Here is a 17,104-nt window from a genome sequence, read left to right on the forward strand (position 1 = left end):
CCCTGCGCCGAAGGCGCACACGAACCGAGAGAGAGCGGAAGAACATGACCGTACGGGTCGCGGTGGCCGGTGCCAGCGGCTATGCGGGCGGGGAGCTGCTCCGCCTGCTGGGCTCGCACCCCGCCGTGGAGATCGGCGCGCTGACCGGGCACAGCAGCGCGGGGCGTCCCCTGGGGTCCGTACAGCCGCAGCTGCCGGAGTTCGCCGACCGGGTCCTCCTGGATACCTCCGCCGCCTCGCTGCGCGGTCACGACGTGGTGTTCCTGGCCCTGCCCCACGGTCAATCCGCCGCTCTGGCAGCGGAGTTGGAGCCCGGCGCGCTGGTGGTGGACTGCGGCGCCGACTTCCGGCTGCGGGACGCGGCCGCCTGGGAGCGGTTCTACGGCAGCGCCCATGCCGGCACCTGGCCCTACGGCCTGCCCGAACTGCCGGGAGCCCACGCGGAGTTGAAGGGGGCCACCCGGATCGCCGTACCCGGCTGCTACCCCACGGCGGTCACCCTGGCCCTGTTCCCCGCCTACGCGGCACACCTGGTCGAGCCCGAGGCCGTCATCGTCGCCGCCAGCGGAACCTCCGGCGCCGGACGCGCGCTCAAGACGCAGCTCCTCGGCGCCGAAGTGATGGGCTCCATGAGCCCGTACGGAGTCGGCGGCGGCCACCGGCACACCCCGGAGATCGCCCAGAACCTATCCCGCGCGGCCGGCGAGCACGTGACGGTCTCCTTCACCCCCACCCTGGCGCCCATGCCCCGGGGCATCCTCGCCACCTGCTCGGCCCGGCTGCGCCCGGCCGCGGACACCTCCGCGATCCCTGAGGAGGACGAGGTGCGCGCCGTGTTCGAAGCCGCCTACGCCGACCAGCCGTTCGTACGGCTGCTGCCGCCCGGCCGGTGGCCCACCACCGCCGCGGTACTCGGCTCGAACACCGCCCAGGTGCAGATCGCCGTGGACCCGGACGCCCGCAGGCTGATCTGCGTGAGCGCCATCGACAACCTGACGAAGGGCACCGCCGGTGGCGCGGTGCAGAGCATGAACATAGCCCTCGGCCTGCCGGAACGGCTGGGCCTGCCCATGAATGGAGTGGCTCCGTGAGTGTGACCGCCGCCCGGGGATTCCTTGCAGGCGCCGTGCGCGCGGGCATCAAGGAGTCCGGTGACCCGGACCTGGCCCTCGTGGTGAACCGGGGGCCCTCGCGCGCCGCCGCCGGTGTCTTCACCTCGAACCGCGTGCAGGCCGCGCCCGTACGCTGGTCCCGCCGCGTGCTCGCCGACGGGCGGATCTCCGCCGTCGTCCTCAATTCCGGTGGCGCGAACGCCTGTACGGGCCCCGGTGGCGCCGAGGACACACGGACCATGGCGGAGCGCACCGCGGGGGCCGTGGAGATCGCCGCCGACGAGGTCGCGGTCTGCTCCACCGGCCTGATCGGCGTCCGGCTGCCCATGGACCGGGTGACGGCCGGCATCGACGCCGCCGCGGTCCGGCTCTCGCCCGGGGGCGGCGAGGAAGCGGCCGTGGCGATCAAGACGACGGACTCCGTCCACAAGACGGCGGTGGCCGCCGGCCCCGGCTGGACCGTGGGGGGCATGGCGAAGGGCGCCGGGATGCTCGCCCCGGGACTCGCCACCATGCTGGTCGTCCTGACCACGGACGCCGACGCGAGCGCCGGCGTACTCGACGCGGCGCTGCGCGCAGCGGTGCGCACCACCTTCGACCGGGTGGACTCCGACGGCTGCATGTCCACCAACGACACCGTGCTGCTGCTCGCCTCGGGCAGCTCGGGCATCACGCCCGCACCCGCGGAGCTCACCGCCGCCGTGCACGCCGTGTGCCGGGACCTGGCGCTCCAGCTGGTGGCGGACGCCGAGGGGGCGTCCAAGGAGATCGAGGTGGCCGTCGTCGGCGCGGCCTCGGAGGCGGACGCCGTGGAGGTGGGCCGCTCGGTGGCCCGCAACAACCTCCTCAAGTGCGCACTGCACGGCGAGGACCCGAACTGGGGCCGGGTGCTGTCCGCGATCGGCACCACCTCGGCCGTCTTCGACGCGGACCGGCTGGACGTGGCGATCAACGGCGTCTGGGTGTGCCGGGACGGAGCCGAGGGCGAGCCGCGGGACAAGGTCGACCTGTCCGGCCGCCGGATCACCATCACCGTGGACCTGCGCTCCGGTGACTCCTCGGCCGTCATCTGGACCAACGACCTGACAGCCGAGTACGTGCACGAGAACAGCGCCTACAGCTCGTGAACGGGGTCGAGATGACGGCGGAGACGAAGCGGACGCACGCACAGGACGGCGTGGCGGGTGCCATGCCGGGTGCCATGCCGGCCGCCGTGCCGGCCGCCGTGCCCGCCCCCCGGGACCTGCCCTGGCTGGAGCAGCTCCAAGGCCGCACGGTCGTCGTCAAGTTCGGCGGCAACGCCATGGTGGACCCCTCCACGCACCGGACGTTCGCCCAGGACGTCGTGGAGCTGTGGCACGCGGGCCTGCGGCCCGTCGTCGTCCACGGTGGCGGTCCCCAGATCAGCGCGCTGCTCGACCGGCTCGGCCTGGAGACGCGCTTCGAGGCCGGAATGCGGGTGACCACGCCGGAGACGATGGACGTGGTGCGCATGGTGCTCACCGGCAAGGTCCAGCGCGAACTGGTCGGGGCCATCAACGCCCACGGGCCGTTCGCCGTGGGCCTGTCCGGCGAGGACGCCCACACGATGACCGCCGTACGCCGTCCGGCCTGGGTCGACGGCCTGCCGGTGGACATCGGTCTGGTCGGCGACATCGTGGACGTGGACGCCGCGACGATCGCCGGGCTGCTGGAGCAGGGCCGCATCCCCGTCATCTCACCCGTCGCGCGCGGCGAGGACGGCCAGGTCTACAACGTCAACGCCGACCTCGCGGCCTCGGCGCTGGCCGTCGCCCTCGGGGCCGACCGGCTGGTGGTGATGACCGACGTCGAGGGGCTGTACGCGGACTGGCCGCACAGCACCGAGGTGATCGACCGCCTGACCGCCGGCCAGTTGGACGCCCTGCTGCCGGAGCTCGCGAGCGGCATGCTCCCCAAGATGGAGGGCTGCCTGCGCGCCGTACGGGCGGGCGTCGGCAGGGCGCAGGTCATCGACGGCCGGGTGCCGCACGCGCTGCTGCGCGGAATCCTCACCGAGGACGGACCCGGCACCACGGTGGTGCCGGACGAGCAGACCGGCCCCGAGGGGTCCGGCGGCAAGGGAGACGGCGCGTGACCGCCGACAGCACGACGACACCGCTCGCCGACCGCTGGCGCGCGGTGATGATGGACACCTACGGCACCCCCGCGCTGGCCCTGGTCAGGGGCGAGGGCAGCACGGTCTGGGACGAAGACGGCCGCGCGTACACGGACTTCACCGGCGGAATCGCCGTCAACGCCCTCGGGCACGCCCATCCGGCCCTGGTCTCGGCCGTCCAGGAGCAGGTCGCCCGGCTCGGCCACGTGTCGAACCTGTTCGTCTCGGAGCCGGCCGTCGCACTGGCGGAACGGCTGCTGGCCCTGCTGGACAGGCCGGGCCGGGTGTTCTTCGCCAACTCGGGCGCGGAGGCGGTCGAGGCCGCCTTCAAGATCGCCCGCCGGACCGGGCGCCCGCACCTGGTCGCGACGGAGGGCGGGTTCCACGGGCGCACCATGGGGGCGCTGGCCCTCACCGGCCAGCCGCCCAAGCAGGCCCCCTTCCTGCCCCTGCCCGGGGAGGTCACGCACGTTCCCTACGGGGACACGGAGGCGCTCCGCGCGGCCGTCACCGAACAGACGGCCGCGGTCGTACTCGAACCCCTGCAGGGCGAGGCCGGAGTCGTCCTGCCTCCCGATGGCTACCTGCGGGCGGCCCGCGAGATCACCCGCGCCACGGGCACCCTGCTCGTACTGGACGAGGTGCAGACCGGGATCGGCCGCACCGGCCACTGGTTCGCGCACCAGGCGGAGCCGGGAGCGGAGCCGGACGTGATCACCCTGGCCAAGGGGCTGGGCGGAGGCCTGCCGATCGGCGCCGCGGTCGCCTTCGGCCCCGCCGCCGAGCTGCTGACCCCCGGTCAGCACGGCTCCACCTTCGGCGGCAACCCGGTGGCGTGCGCGGCCGGGCTCGCCGTCCTGGAGACCATCGAGAAGGAAGGGCTGCTCGCCCACGCCGCAGGGGTGGGGGAGCGGCTGAGGCTCGCCATCGAGGCCCTGGAACACCCCTTGGTCCGGGACGTGCGGGGCGCCGGCCTGCTCCTGGGCATCGCCCTCGCCGAGCCCGTCGCCGCGCGGGTCCAGCGGGCCGCGCAGGACGCCGGGTTCCTCGTGAACGCGGCGGGCGCGGGTGTCGTACGGCTGGCTCCCGCCCTGACGCTGCCGCAGGAGCGGGCCGATGCCCTGGTGGCGGCGCTGCCCGGGATCCTCGACGCCTCGTAGGGCCGGGGGCGTACGGCGGGGCGGGTCCCTCAGGGGCCCGCCCCTTGGCCGTCCACCTGCGCTCCGGTCTCGCCGTCTAGAGAGCGCGGGACAGGACGCGCGCGCCCCGGCCGGGGTCCAGGGACCGGGCCCACTCGGCCGGCGCCAGGGTCGGGCTGGCCGGGAGGAACCCGTGGAGGAGGAAGAGCCGGCCGCTGCCGGTCGTCGCCGTGAACAGCGTGGCCAGGGAGCGGTTGCGGGCCCTGGCGAACGCCGCGTGCAGCAGCCGGGCGCCCATGCCCGAGCCCTGCCGGTGGGCCGCGACGCAGAAGTTGTACAGCACGCCCGCGGCGGGGTGTTCGCGCAGGCCGAGGCAGCCTTCGAGGGTTCCGTCGGGTGCCTGCGCGACGAGGAAGTCCGACGCCCGGGAGAGGTAGAGGGAGAGCGGGCGTTCGCGGAGCGCCCCCGCGTGGACGAACGGCCGGGAGAGGGCGGCGAGCGCGGGGCCGTCGTCCCGGCGGGCCGGGCGCACCGTGAACCCGGGGACCTCGTGCCACCGGGGAACGGCGGCGGGGGTGCGGGGCGGCAGGGTGGCGTGCGCGGCGGCAGGGGGCAGCGTGGCCGTGGTCAAGGTGTTCCTTCCTCGGTTCCGCCGTGTGCGGGGCGGGTGCGGAGGCGGAGGCCTCCCGGCGGAACGGTCGAGGTAAGGTTAGCCTTACCTAGCTGGCGGGGCCAAGTCGGCCCGTACGGACGGCGCGTGCCGCCACGTAGCCGGGGAAGGCGGGCACGTCGGCGACGGTCCATCCCGACGGAGCCGAGGGGGTGGCGCCGGTGCCCACGTACGTCAGGGCCGGGTTCCCGCCGAGTCCGATGCCGACCCCCTTGAGGTAGGCCTCCTTCCGGGACCAGCAGCGGGCCACCGCGGCGGGGAGCTCGTCGGCCGGCAGCGCCGACAACTCGGCGCGCTCGGCCGGATGGAGGACCTCCGCCAGTTCGGAGGCCACCTGCGAGGCCAGCGCGGGCTCCGGCCGCCGCTCGACGTCGACCCCGACCGGACTGTCCGCGAAGGCCACCAGGACGGCGTCCCCCGCGTGGGACAGCGAGAAGTGCAGCGGTGTGCCGGTCACGGCGGGCCGCCCGTGCGGTCCGCCACAGCCGGGGCAGGGCTCGCGGAAGAAGCGCACCCGCGCCGGATCCCGGCCGAGCCGGTCGCCCAGCAACTGCCGCAGCACGACGTGGGCGACCCGGTACTGGTCACGGTCGCCGGCACGCCGGATCCCCTGGAGCCGGGCCCGCTCGGCATCGTCGAGCATGCCCTCCAGCTCCCGCGCCCGATCCGCGTACAGGCTCACGCGCACGGCCCACAGCCCCGGTCCCGGCGAGGTGAGCCAGGGCCGCGCCGAGGCGTCGGCGTCGGGAGCCGGGTCCGCAACGGCCGTCATCCGCACGGGCGGCCGGGGTAGGTGTCACCCTCCGGGGCGCCGACCTCGCGCATCCGGCACAGAACCTCCCCGAGGAGCGCGTCGTCCACGTCGACGGGCATGTTGAACTCCCGGTCGAAGACGAAGGAATCACCCGCACCCGCGTGCCAGATGACCCAGCGCGGCGGCATCTCGGGTTCCTCCCACAGCGGGGAAAGACGTTCCAGGACGCTACTCGTACCAATCACTCTGCTCACTCCACTCACAGCTTTCCCGCATCCGTATCCGTCATGCGGTTTCCGTCGACGAAGGTCTCCACGACCTCGATGGCACTGATCCGGGAGGGATCGACGTACCGCGGGTCGTCACCCAGAACCACCAGGTCGGCGCGCTTCCCCGGGGTGAGGCTGCCGGCCCTGTCCTCCCACCGGCACGCGTACGCACCGGCGACCGTGTACGCGTACAGCGCCTCCTCGACGGTGACCGCCTCGTCCGGCCCGATCGGCCGCCCGGAGGCGGAGGCGCGCTCGACCATGAACTGGATCGCCCGCAGCGGGGCCCCGTCCGTCACGGGCCGGTCCGAACTCCCCACGAGGGTCACCCCGTGGTCCAGGAACCCGCGCCCCCGGTACATCCAGGGGGCCCGCTCCTCACCCATCACGTCCGCGTAGTCGTCCCCGAAGGAGTACAGGAAGGCCGGCTGGACGACCGCGCTGACGCCCAGGCGTGCGAAGCGCGGGAGCTGGTCGGGGCGGATCAGCCCGGCGTGCTCGATCCGGTGCCGCGCGTCCGGCCGGGGCCGCAGCCGCTGCGCCTGCTCCAGCGCGTCGAGCGCGAGGTCGGCGGCGCGGTCCCCGATGGCGTGGACGGCGAGCTGCCAGCCGGCGAGGTGGCCGTCCACGATGAGCCGGGTGAGGCGGTCGGGGTCGTCCTGGAGCTGTCCGGTGTGGTCCGTGCCCGCGTACGGGGCCGTGAGCGCGGCGGTCCGGGCCATCATCCCGCCGTCGGTGTAGATCTTGAGCGCGCCCAGCGACAGCCAGTCGTCGCCGAACCCGGTGCGCATGCCGAGGTCCAGGGCGCGGGGGATCCCGTCCTCCCGGTGCGCTTCGCGCGGCCGCAGCACATCGCCGGCGGGCATGAGCTGCACCCGCAGGGGCAGCCTCCCCTGGTCCCGCAGCAGCTGGTACGCGCCGAGCTCCACCGGGCTGTGGCCGAGCAGCCCACCCCCGATGCCCGCCTCGGCGACGGCGGTCACGCCCTCCGCGAGGCAGGTCCGGGCCGCGCGCTCGACGGCATCGGCGATCTCGTCCTGCCCGTACGGCAGCCGCAGTCGCCGCGCGGCGGTCATGGCGCCCTCGGCCAGGAAGCCGTCCTGGTGCGGAACGCCGGCGGGAAGCAGGCGCAGCACCGCGCTGTTCACGACGCACCCGTGCCCCGAGTCGTGCATCAGGAACACCTTGCGCCCGCGACTGACGGTATCCAGCTCGCCGGCGGTCAGATGCCGCCCCAGGGCCCGCTGGTCATAGCCCATCACGTCGACCCAGGAGCCGTCCCCGCCCGCCGAGCGGGAGACGGCCTCCGCCACCACCGCCAGCACGTCCTCGACCCGCTCGCACGGGGCGACGCTCGGGGTGCTCTGCTTCAGCCCGGTCCAGGCGAGGTGCACATGACTGTCGATGAACCCGGGCAGCACGGTGGCGCCCTGCAGATCGATGACCTCACGGGCCGGCAGCGAGGCGACGTCCTCGTCGAGCCCCACGATCCGCCCCCGCCAGATCCCCAGCTCACGGGCGAGGGGACGGGCCGGATCCATGGTGATGATGTTCGCGTTGATCAGCCTCGAACACAGCATGGGCGGTCCGACTCCCCCTGGCGGCAACGCGCGTGTACACGGGTCAGGACAGGGGCCCCAGGGCTGCCGCGTCCGACTTAGGTAACCCTAACCGTACACTCGGCGGCCGGTCAATGTGCGACGGGCGCCCGCGTCCGCCGCGAGGGTCAGACCGGCAGGCCCGTCGGTTCCTTGATGCGTTTCATGATGATCTGCGAGTTGACCTCCGTGACGCCCGAGAGGGCCGTCAGCTTTTCGATCCAGAGGCGTTCGTACGCGCGGAGGTCCGCGACCGCGATGCGCAGGAGGCAGCCGGGGCTGCCGAAGAGGCGGTAGGCCTCGATGACGTCGGGGATGTCCTGGAGGGCGGCTTCGAAGGCTTCGACGGCCTCGCGGTCGCGGCGGACCTCCACGGAGACCAGGACCTCGAAGCCGCGGCCGACCGCTTCGGGGGAGATCACCGCGCGGTAGCCCTGGATGATCCCTTCCTCTTCCAGCTGGCGGACCCTGCGCATGCAGGGGGAGGGGGTGAGGCCCACGCGCTGGGCCAGCTCCTGGTTGCTGAGCCGGCCGTCCGCCTGAAGCTCGCGCAAGATTTCTTTGTCGATGGCGTCCATTGCGCAATTATCACTCAGGTTTTATTGCGCGGTGGGGTGAGATCGCAATCGTATTGCGCGTAGATCGGCCTACCATTGCCGTCTATAGAAAGTCTGTGCGGGCCGTTTCGGGCTGTGTGAGGGAAGGGTCGTGGTCATGGGACGCATCGTCGTGATCAGTACCGGCGGGACGATAGCCAGCCGCTGGCAGGGTTCCGGTTTCGCGGCCGATGCCGACGGGGCCGAGGTCATGGCCACCGCGCCGCTGCCGGAGGGGGTGAGCGTCGAGGTCGTCGACCTGTTCAGTGTGAACAGTCCCCGGCTGACCACCGCGCACCAGCTGACCCTGCTGCGGACCGTGCACGAGGTGCTCGCCGATCCGGGTGTGGACGGGATCGTCGTCACGCACGGCACGGACACGCTGGAGGAATCGGCGTTCCTGGTGGACCTGCACCACCACGATGGGCGCTCCGTGGTGTTCACCGGCTCGCAGCGGCCCATGGGGGCGGCGGACGGGGACGGTCCCGGCAATCTCTACGATGCCCTGCTGACCGCGTCGAAGACGCGCGGGCTCGGCGTCCTGATCACGTTCGCGGGGCGGGTGCACGCGGCGCGCGGGACCGTGAAGGCGCAGGCCGTGGCGCTCGATGCCTTCGCCGACCCGTCGAAGGAACTGCTGGGGAAGGTCGGCTTCGGCAAGGTCACCGTGCTGCGGACGCCGGTACGGCCGGAGCCGCTGCCGTTGCCCGCGATGCCCGAGGCGCCGGAAGGGCCGCCGCGGGTGGATGTCGTGGTGCACCACGTGAGCGGTGACGCGGTGCTGCTCAACGCCGCGGTGGCGGCGGGGGCGCGGGGGATCGTGCTGGTCGGGACCGGCGCCGGCAACGCCACGCCGGAGATCGTCGACGCGGTGAAGGCGGCTGTCGCGGACGGTGTGCTGGTGGCGTTGACCACGCGGGTTGCGGCCGGGCCGGTGACGGAGATCTACACCCACGGGGGTGCGGTGGATCTGGTTGCGGCCGGGGCCGTGCCCACGGGGACGCTGCGGGCGCCTCAGGCGCGGGTCGCCGTGCTTGCGGCGTTGCTCTCCGAGGGGGATGCGGAGGCGCGGGTGCGGGTGCTTCGGCGGGTGCTGGCCATCGGTGGGCCCGTGCTCGTCGCCGCCTGAGGCTGACCCCGGTGGGCGGGGCCGGGGTCGTCAGGAGTCGGTGAAGGCCGACAGCAAGTGGTCCGCGGCCAGGGTGGGGGTCAGGGTGCCCGCGCGGACCTCTGATTCCAGGGTCGGTGCAAGGTCCCGTACCGCCGGGTTCGAGCGGAGGCGTTCCAGGAGTTCGTCGCGGACCATCGACCAGGTCCACTCCACCTGTTGGGCCGCGCGCTTCGACGCCAGGCGGCCGCCCGCTTCCAGGAGCACGCGGTGCTGTTCCAGGCGGTTCCAGACCTCCTCCAGGCCCGTGGATTCCCGGGCGCTGCACGTCAGGACCGGTGGGGTCCACGCGGCGTCGGCCGGGTGCATCAGGCGCAGCGCGCTGGACAGTTCGCGTGCCGCGGCCTTCGCGTCGCGCTCGTGCGGGCCGTCCGCCTTGTTGACGGCCAGGACGTCGGCCAGTTCCAGGACGCCCTTCTTGATGCCCTGGAGGCCGTCGCCCGTGCGGGCGAGGGAGAGGAGGAGGAAGGAGTCGACCATTCCGGCGACCGTGGTTTCGGACTGGCCCACGCCCACCGTTTCCACGAGGACCACGTCGTAGCCCGCGGCCTCCATCACGATGATCGATTCCCGGGTGGCCTTCGCCACCCCGCCCAGCGTCCCCGCCGAGGGGGACGGGCGGACGAAGGCCGCGGGGTCCACGGAGAGGCGCTCCATCCGGGTCTTGTCACCCAGGATGGAGCCGCCCGTACGGGTGGAGGAGGGGTCGACGGCCAGGACCGCCACCTTGTGGCCGAGCCCTGTCAGCATCGTGCCGAAGGCGTCGATGAAGGTGGATTTCCCCACGCCCGGCACACCGCTGATGCCGATGCGCCGAGCCCGCCCCGCGTGGGGGAGGAGCTCGGTCAACAGCTCCTGCGCCAGGGACCGGTGCGCGGGCAGGGTGGACTCGACGAGGGTGATCGCGCGCGCGATGAACGCGCGCTTCCCGTCGAGTACGCCCTTCGTGTAGGCGGTGATGTCGATCCGGGGCACGGCGCCTACAGCTCGTGCGGCTCGTGGCCCAGGTCCGCGGCGAGCCGCGTCACCAGGTCGTGCGCCGCGTCCGGGATGACCGTGCCGGGCGGGAACACCGCCGTGGCACCCATCTCGAGGAGGGTGGGGACGTCCGCGGGAGGGATGACCCCGCCCACGACGATCATGATGTCCTCGCGGCCCTCCGAGGCGAGGGCCTCGCGCAGCGCCGGTACGAGGGTCAGGTGGCCGGCCGCGAGGGAGGAGACGCCGACCACGTGCACGTCGGCCTCGACGGCCTGGCGGGCCACTTCCTCGGGGGTCTGGAACAGCGGGCCGACGTCCACGTCGAAGCCCAGGTCGGCGAAGGCGGTGGCGATCACCTTCTGGCCGCGGTCGTGCCCGTCCTGGCCCATCTTGCAGACCAGGATGCGCGGACGGCGGCCCTCCGCCTCCTCGAACCGGTCGACGAGCGCACGGGTGCGCTCCAGGGACGGGGACTCGCCTGCCTCGGTTCGGTACACACCCGAGATCGTACGGATCTGGCTCGCGTGCCGCCCGTACACCTTCTCCAGGGCGTCCGAGATCTCGCCCACCGTGGCCTTCGCGCGCGCCGCGTCCACCGCCAGGGCGAGGAGGTTGCCGTCCCCGCGCTCCGCCGCGTTCGTCAGCGCCCGCAGGGTGTCCTGGGTGACCGCCTCGTCGCGCTCCTCGCGCAGCCGCCGGAGCTTGGCGATCTGCTGGGCGCGGACCGAGGAGTTGTCGACCTTGAGGACGTCGATCTGCTCGTCCGTCGCCACCCGGTACTTGTTGACGCCGATCACCGGCTGACGGCCCGAGTCGATACGGGCCTGCGTGCGGGCCGCAGCCTCCTCCACGCGGAGCTTGGGGATGCCCGCGTCGATGGCCTGCGCCATGCCGCCGGCCGCCTCGACCTCCTGGATGTGCTGCCAGGCCCGGCGGGCCAGGTCGTACGTCAGCTTCTCGACGTACGCGCTGCCGCCCCACGGGTCGATGGAGCGGCAGGTGCCCGACTCCTGCTGGAGGAGGAGCTGGGTGTTGCGGGCGATGCGCGCGGAGAAGTCGGTGGGCAGGGCGAGGGCCTCGTCCAGCGCGTTGGTGTGCAGCGACTGGGTGTGGCCCTGGGTGGCCGCCATCGCCTCGATGCAGGTGCGGGTGACGTTGTTGAAGACGTCCTGCGCCGTGAGGGACCAGCCCGAGGTCTGCGAATGGGTGCGCAGGGACAGGGACTTGGCGTTCTTCGGGTCGAACTGCTTGACCAGGCGCGCCCAGAGGAGGCGGGCCGCTCGCAGCTTCGCCACCTCCATGAAGAAGTTCATGCCGATCGCCCAGAAGAAGGACAGGCGCGGCGCGAAGGCGTCCACGTCCAGGCCGACGGCCTGGCCCGCCCGCAGGTACTCCACGCCGTCGGCGAGGGTGTACGCCAGCTCCAGGTCGGCCGTGGCCCCGGCTTCCTGGATGTGATACCCGGAGATCGAGATGGAGTTGTAGCGGGGCATCTTCTGCGAGGTGAAGGCGAAGATGTCGGAGATGATCCGCATCGAGGGCTTCGGCGGATAGATGTAGGTGTTGCGGACCATGAACTCTTTGAGGATGTCGTTCTGGATGGTCCCGGCGAGCTTGTCGGGCGAGACGCCCTGCTCCTCCGCCGCCACGATGTAGAGGGCGAGGACCGGCAGCACGGCGCCGTTCATCGTCATCGACACCGTCATCTTGTCCAGCGGGATGCCGTCGAAGAGCTGGCGCATGTCGTAGATCGAGTCGATCGCCACGCCCGCCATGCCGACGTCGCCCGTCACGCGCGGGTGGTCGCTGTCGTAGCCGCGGTGCGTGGGCAGGTCGAAGGCGATCGACAGGCCCTTCTGGCCGGACGCGAGGTTGCGCCGGTAGAAGGCGTTGGACTCCTCGGCCGTGGAGAAGCCCGCGTACTGCCGGATCGTCCAGGGCTGGTTGACGTACATCGTCGGGTACGGGCCGCGCAGGTACGGTGCCACGCCCGGGTAGGTGTGGAGGAAGTCCAGGCCCTCCAGGTCGCGGCCCGTGTACAGGGGCTGTACGCCGATGCCCTCGGGGGTCTCCCACAGCAGCTCGGCGGCTCCCGAGCCGGTGGACTCCTTCAGCGCGGTCCGCCACTGGTCCTCGGACCCGGCGGCCGGGGCCGCGCCGTTCAGCGCGAGTTCGGAGAAATCGGGGATGCTCAAGACGCGACTCCCATCCGGTCGAGTACGGAGGACAGCACGGCGATCGCGTCGCAGCCGGCGAAGACGTACTCGTCCACGGCCGCCGCGGCGGTGCCGGGCCTGCCCGCGAGGAACACGGTCGTCGCGCCCGCCGAGCGCAGGGCCGCGGCCACCGCCTCGGCCTGCTCCTCGTACAGCGCGTCGCTGGAGCACAGCACGGCCATGCCGTCGGCCCCGCTCGCCGCGTAGGCCGCCGCGGCGGTCTCCGGGGTCACCGACACCGGGTCGTGGACCGGGGTGATGCCGCCCGCCTGGAACAGGTTGGAGGCGAAGGTGGCGCGGGCCGTGTGCGCGGCCGCCGGGCCCAGGGCCGCCAGGAAGACGGTCGGCCGGGCACCCGTCGCCGCCAGGTGTACGTCGCTGCGGGCGCGCAGGGCCTCGTACGCCTCATCGCGCCGCACGCGCGGCAATCCGCCCGTGAGCGGGGCCGGCGCGGGTTCCCGTACGACCGGCTTCTCGGACAGGTGCGGGAACTCGCTGACTCCGGTGACGGGTTCGCGCCGGGTGGCCAGCTTCTTCGAGCGCGCGGCCCAGGTGGCGGCGAGGCGTTCGGCGACCAGGCCGGAGCGCAGCGCGGCGGCCTGGCCGCCCGCCTTCTCCACGGTCTGGAAGAACTCCCACGCTGCGTGGGCGAGTTCGTCGGTGAGCTGCTCGACGTAGTACGAGCCGCCCGCCGGGTCGATCACCCGGGCCAGGTGCGATTCCTCCAGCAGGATCGTGGAGGTGTTGCGGGAGATGCGGCGGGCGAACGCGTCGGGCAGGCCGAGCTCCTGGTCGAACGGGAGCACGGTGACGGCGTCGGCGCCGCCCACGCCCGCCGCCATGCAGGCGACGGTGGTGCGCAGCATGTTCACCCACGGGTCGCGGCGGGTCATCATCACCGGCGAGGTCACGGCGTGCTGGCGCTGGGCGCCGGCCCCCGGGGTCCCGCAGGCCTCGGCGATCCGGGCCCACAGGCGACGGGCGGCGCGCAGCTTGGCGATGGTCAGGAACTGGTCGGCGGTGGCGGCGTAGCGGAACTCCAGCTCGCCGAAGGCCGCTTCGGTGGTCAGCCCGGCTTCCGTGAGGGCGCGCAGGTAGGCGACCCCGGTGGCCAGGGAGAGCCCCAGCTCCTCGGCGGCGCTGCCACCCGCCTCGTGGTACGGCAGGGCGTCGACGGTCAGGGCGCGCACGTGGGGCCAGGCGGCCGTCTCCGCGGCGAGCGCGGCGGCCTCCGCCAGGTCCAGGGCCTCGCCCGTGCGGGCCTCGTGCCCCAGCGGGTCGGCGCCCAGGGAGGCGTGGGCGGCCTCGGGGGCCACCGCGCGCTCGGCGTACAGCGCGAGCAGGGCCCGGGCGGCCTCCGCGTACTGGGCGCCGGGGTCCAGCGAGACGGGAGCGAGGTCGAGGTAGACCCCCTCCAGCGCACGGCCCAGGCCCTCGGCGGGCAGGCCGGCGTCGCCGACGGCCAGCCACAGCGAGGTGGTGCCGTTCTCCAGGTCGGCCAGGGCCGCGTCGTTCACCCGTACGGGGTCGGTGCCCGCGATCCGCTGGCGCACGTCCCAGCCCGAGGCGGCGCTGCCCTCGGCACGGCCGCCCCGTACGAACGGAGCGAACCCGGGGAAACCGGTGTCCGGCGCGGTTTCGGGCGCGCTGTACAGCGGGCGGGTGGTGAGCCCGTCTTCAAGCTTCGTGGACAACGCGTCTTCCGCTGCCTCGCCGGAAACTTCCTTGCCCGACTTGCGCAGCACGCCCTCTACCAGGCGCTGCCACTGCTCATGCGTCGCGTCAGGGAATTCGGCGGCCAAGGAGAGCCCGTCATCAGGCAGGACCGTCATGGCTCGAATGTTAGGGGGGTACCTGTCAACGACCTAGAACCACCGGATGTGATCTCCCCCTCTCATGTGAGTCGGGAGGGGTCACGGAAGAGCGGGGCGAGCAGGACGGTCGCGGAGGCCACCGGGAGTACGGCGGGACCCGCGTGCGGGGCGACGATCCGGCGCCCGTAGCGGTCCTGGTCGCCGGCCGCGTCGCGGATCTCGTCGAGGTAGCCGTCGTGGAGGATGCAGGCCAGCTCGGAGACCACCATGACGGCCGGGTTGAACACGTCGAGGAGCAGGGCCGCGGCCCGGCCGACCGTACGGGCGCGTGCGCGCAGCAGCCGGTCGGCGCGGGGGTCGCCGGTGGCGGCGGCGTCGACCAGGAGGTTGACCGCGTTGTCGGCGGCTTCCGGGACGATGCCGAGGCGCACGGCCTCGGCGCCGAGGACCCCGTCGGAGGCGCTCGCCTGGAGACAGCCCGTACGGCCGCACGCGCAGGGGGTCCGCGAACCGGGCACCGGGAGGTGCGCGACGTCCCCGGCGGCGGCTCCCGGGCCCTGGTGCACGGTGCCCTCGATGCCGAAGGCGGCGTCGACGACGTTGCCGATGAAGAGGTGGAGGAGGCTGGAGCGGGCCTCCGGGCGGCCGAAGAGGATCTCGGCGTGGGCGATGGCGCGGGCGTGGTTGTCCACGGAGACGGGCAGGCCGAGGCGGTCGGAGAGCTCGGCGCCGAGCGGGAGCTCGCGCCAGCCGAGGGCGTCGTGGCGCACGACGGTGCCGTCGGCGGGGCGGACCCAGCCGCCGAGGGCCGCGCCGAGACCGAGCAGGGGGCGGCCGGCGGGGTTGGACTCCCGCAGGAACCGGCCGAGTTCGGCGGCGATGACGGCGGGGAGACGGTCGGGGGAGCGGCCCGCGTGCGGCAGGGCCCGGCGGGCCAGGACGCGGCCGCGGAGGTCCACGAGGCTGAAGGTGGAGGCGGGCACACCGATGTGCAGGCCGGCGGCGAGGGGGCCGCCGAGGGGGCCGGTGTGCAGGTCCAGGGGGATGCGGGGGCGGCCGGGGCCGGGGCTGGGGCCGGGGGCTGGGCCGGCTCCGGGGCGGCCGGTTGCCGCGGGCGGCAGCTCCGGCCCGGGGCGCTCGTGCAGCAGGCCGGCGCGGAGCAGGGCCGTGGTCTGCCGGGACACGGCGGCCGGGCTGAGACCGCAGAGCTTCGGTATGTCGCTCCGGGCGAGGGGCCCGTGGCTCAGGACGGTACGGAGCACCGCGGCGGCGTTGGCGGCGGCCCGCCCGTCACCGGGGGTGGGAGGCACGGGCGGGCTCCTCGGGGGGTGGGGTGTGGTCCCGATCATGCCGTGTCGCTGCGCTCGGCGGGAGCGGGATGGGGTCGCGCCGTGCGGCGCGGCTCCCCGGGGCCGGCCCCGGACCCCCTGCCGTGCGGCGCCGCTCGCGGGACTCCGCCCCGGACCCCGCGCCTCAAGCGCCGGCGGGGCTGGTTTTGGCTTCGGGCCGTGCGGCGCTGTTGCCGGGGCTCCGCCTCGGGCTCCGCGCCTCAAACGCCGGCGGGGCTGGATTGGGCTACGGCCGTGCGGCGCTGTTGCCGGGGCTCCGCCCCGAGCCCCGCGCCTCAAACGGCAGCGGGCTGAATCGGGCTTCGGGCCGTGGGGTGCCGTTGCGGGGCTCTGCCCCGGGCCTCGCGCTTCACATGGCGGCGGGCTGCGTGGCGGGTGCGTTGCGGGGGCATGAAATCAGGCCATGGGTTTCGGCCGTTCCGGGAGTGGCGGAAAACGGTGAAAGGGCAGGTCGTGCGGGGTGTGGCTCGGAGGTTGGGGGTGAGGGTGGGGGGTGCTCGGCGGGGTTGACCGGGCGTGGGGGCGCTGGCAGTCTCCGGGACATGACCGCGACCGAGTTCCTCGCCCCGCGGCTCCACACCCCCGGCTGCTGTACCGCGCCGGGCGAGTGTCAGGGCCGCCGCTGTACGGCCCCGCACTGTTCCTGAGCGGCGATGTTCTGAGCCCCTGAGCGGCTGAGGCCCGAAGGCTAGGAGCTCCGGAGCTCCGGAGCTCCGGAGCCGCTGAGGCCCTGAGGCTAGGAGCCCCTGAGCCCCGGAGGCGAGAAGCCTCGGAGTCCCGGAGTCCCGGAGTCCCGGAGTCCCGGAGTCCCGGAGCCCCGGAGGTGCTGAGGCTAGGAGCCCCTGAGCCCCGGAGGCGCTGAGGTCCCTGAGGCTAGGAGCCTCGGAGCCTCGGAGCCTCGGAGCCTCGAAGCCTCGAAGCCGCTGAGTACTTGAGCCTCTGGGTCCCCGAGTGGCTGGGCGTTCGTGCCCCGTCGTCCGGGGTGTGCGTGGGGCTCGCGCCGACTCGCCCCGGTGGATGGGGTAGGGCTCCGCGGGTTCCGGTCGATCGTCTCCGAGCGGCGCCCGCCCACCCCCGTCGCCGGCCGGGCGGCCGCCCGTCGAACCTCGCCGCCCTCCGGTCTCCACCCGTCGAACCTCGTCGCCGGCAGGCTCCCGCCTGTTGCACCTCGTCGCCCCGACCGCCGGTCTTCACCGGTCGTACTTCGTTGCCCGCCGGCTCCCACCTGCTGAACCTCGTCACCCCGCCGGTCTCCACCCGTCGACCCCGGCCGGACTTCGAGGCCCGCCTGATCCGGCCGC

General features: G+C 73.6%; 14 protein-coding genes. 5 read left to right on the forward strand and 9 right to left on the reverse strand.

Annotated features, from left to right (window positions below):
- The first annotated feature begins 44 nt into the window (after positions 1–44).
- From argC to OG247_RS32675, 4 genes are all read left to right on the forward strand, one after another.
- Positions 45–1,091 (forward strand): N-acetyl-gamma-glutamyl-phosphate reductase, encoded by a 1,047-nt coding sequence (gene argC / locus OG247_RS32660; protein WP_327255557.1) that lies wholly within the window; start codon positions 45–47, stop codon positions 1,089–1,091.
- Entirely contained in the window at positions 1,088–2,239 is a 1,152-nt protein-coding gene (argJ, locus tag OG247_RS32665) for a bifunctional glutamate N-acetyltransferase/amino-acid acetyltransferase ArgJ (RefSeq protein WP_327255558.1), read from the forward strand. The genes argC and argJ overlap by 4 nt, the downstream gene beginning before the upstream one ends.
- A 74-nt stretch (positions 2,240–2,313) precedes the next feature.
- Positions 2,314–3,228 (forward strand): acetylglutamate kinase, encoded by a 915-nt coding sequence (argB, locus tag OG247_RS32670; RefSeq protein WP_327257720.1) that lies wholly within the window; start codon positions 2,314–2,316, stop codon positions 3,226–3,228.
- Positions 3,229–3,275: 47 nt separating this feature from the next.
- A complete protein-coding gene (locus tag OG247_RS32675; RefSeq protein ID WP_327257721.1) occupies positions 3,276–4,409 on the forward strand; it encodes an acetylornithine transaminase in 1,134 nt (377 codons plus the stop codon).
- A 76-nt stretch (positions 4,410–4,485) separates the two neighbouring features.
- On the opposite strand, the gene OG247_RS32680 is transcribed toward OG247_RS32675, so the two are convergent.
- The 5 genes from OG247_RS32680 to OG247_RS32700 all read right to left on the reverse strand — a co-directional run bounded on the left by OG247_RS32680 (position 4,486) and on the right by OG247_RS32700 (position 8,257).
- Complete coding sequence (locus tag OG247_RS32680; RefSeq protein ID WP_442813475.1) at positions 4,486–5,019, reverse strand: GNAT family N-acetyltransferase; 534 nt, start codon at positions 5,017–5,019, stop codon at positions 4,486–4,488.
- Between the two features lie 88 nt (positions 5,020–5,107).
- Positions 5,108–5,830 carry a 4'-phosphopantetheinyl transferase family protein gene (locus OG247_RS32685; protein WP_327255559.1) on the reverse strand — a complete coding sequence of 241 codons (723 nt, stop codon included), beginning with the start codon at positions 5,828–5,830 and terminating at the stop codon, positions 5,108–5,110.
- Positions 5,827–6,057 carry a hypothetical protein gene (locus OG247_RS32690; RefSeq protein ID WP_327255560.1) on the reverse strand — a complete coding sequence of 77 codons (231 nt, stop codon included), beginning with the start codon at positions 6,055–6,057 and terminating at the stop codon, positions 5,827–5,829. Before OG247_RS32690 ends, OG247_RS32685 begins: the two co-directional genes overlap by 4 nt.
- A 14-nt stretch (positions 6,058–6,071) precedes the next feature.
- Positions 6,072–7,661, reverse strand: coding sequence for an amidohydrolase (locus tag OG247_RS32695; protein WP_327255561.1), 1,590 nt, complete (start codon positions 7,659–7,661; stop codon positions 6,072–6,074).
- 146 nt (positions 7,662–7,807) lie between these two features.
- On the reverse strand, positions 7,808–8,257 hold the full coding sequence (locus OG247_RS32700) for an Lrp/AsnC family transcriptional regulator (RefSeq protein WP_254384480.1): 450 nt from the start codon (positions 8,255–8,257) through the stop codon (positions 7,808–7,810).
- Between the two features lie 136 nt (positions 8,258–8,393).
- Here OG247_RS32700 and OG247_RS32705 point away from each other — a divergent pair, with 136 nt between their 5' ends.
- Positions 8,394–9,404 (forward strand): asparaginase, encoded by a 1,011-nt coding sequence (locus OG247_RS32705; protein WP_327255562.1) that lies wholly within the window; start codon positions 8,394–8,396, stop codon positions 9,402–9,404.
- Between the two features lie 30 nt (positions 9,405–9,434).
- Here OG247_RS32705 and meaB read toward each other — a convergent pair whose 3' ends face one another.
- The 4 genes from meaB to OG247_RS32725 all read right to left on the reverse strand — a co-directional run bounded on the left by meaB (position 9,435) and on the right by OG247_RS32725 (position 15,764).
- Positions 9,435–10,418: a methylmalonyl Co-A mutase-associated GTPase MeaB gene (gene meaB / locus OG247_RS32710; protein ID WP_327255563.1), complete on the reverse strand. Its 984-nt coding sequence runs from the start codon at positions 10,416–10,418 to the stop codon at positions 9,435–9,437.
- A gap of 5 nt (positions 10,419–10,423) precedes the next feature.
- Positions 10,424–12,619 carry a methylmalonyl-CoA mutase gene (scpA, locus tag OG247_RS32715; RefSeq protein ID WP_327255564.1) on the reverse strand — a complete coding sequence of 732 codons (2,196 nt, stop codon included), beginning with the start codon at positions 12,617–12,619 and terminating at the stop codon, positions 10,424–10,426.
- Positions 12,616–14,472: a methylmalonyl-CoA mutase family protein gene (locus OG247_RS32720; protein ID WP_327255565.1), complete on the reverse strand. Its 1,857-nt coding sequence runs from the start codon at positions 14,470–14,472 to the stop codon at positions 12,616–12,618. The genes scpA and OG247_RS32720 overlap by 4 nt, the downstream gene beginning before the upstream one ends.
- A 62-nt stretch (positions 14,473–14,534) precedes the next feature.
- Positions 14,535–15,764, reverse strand: a complete 1,230-nt coding sequence (locus OG247_RS32725) for an ROK family transcriptional regulator (RefSeq protein WP_442813477.1) — start codon at positions 15,762–15,764, stop codon at positions 14,535–14,537.
- Between the last annotated feature and the right edge of the window lie 1,340 nt (positions 15,765–17,104).

The sequence above is a fragment of the Streptomyces sp. NBC_01244 genome, from assembly GCF_035987325.1.
Lineage (GTDB): Bacteria > Actinomycetota > Actinomycetes > Streptomycetales > Streptomycetaceae > Streptomyces.

Excerpts from the sequence above, each read along its gene's own strand:
- argC (WP_327255557.1), top strand. The coding sequence starts at position 45 with ATGACCGTACGGGTCGCGGTGGCCGGTGCCAGCGGCTATGCGGGCGGG.
- argB (WP_327257720.1), top strand. The coding sequence starts at position 2,314 with ATGCCGGCCGCCGTGCCGGCCGCCGTGCCCGCCCCCCGGGACCTGCCC.
- OG247_RS32675 (WP_327257721.1), top strand. The coding sequence starts at position 3,276 with ATGATGGACACCTACGGCACCCCCGCGCTGGCCCTGGTCAGGGGCGAG.
- OG247_RS32685 (WP_327255559.1), bottom strand. The coding sequence starts at position 5,830 with ATGACGGCCGTTGCGGACCCGGCTCCCGACGCCGACGCCTCGGCGCGG.
- OG247_RS32695 (WP_327255561.1), bottom strand. The coding sequence starts at position 7,661 with ATGCTGTGTTCGAGGCTGATCAACGCGAACATCATCACCATGGATCCG.
- OG247_RS32700 (WP_254384480.1), bottom strand. The coding sequence starts at position 8,257 with ATGGACGCCATCGACAAAGAAATCTTGCGCGAGCTTCAGGCGGACGGC.
- OG247_RS32705 (WP_327255562.1), top strand. The coding sequence starts at position 8,394 with ATGGGACGCATCGTCGTGATCAGTACCGGCGGGACGATAGCCAGCCGC.
- OG247_RS32720 (WP_327255565.1), bottom strand. The coding sequence starts at position 14,472 with ATGACGGTCCTGCCTGATGACGGGCTCTCCTTGGCCGCCGAATTCCCT.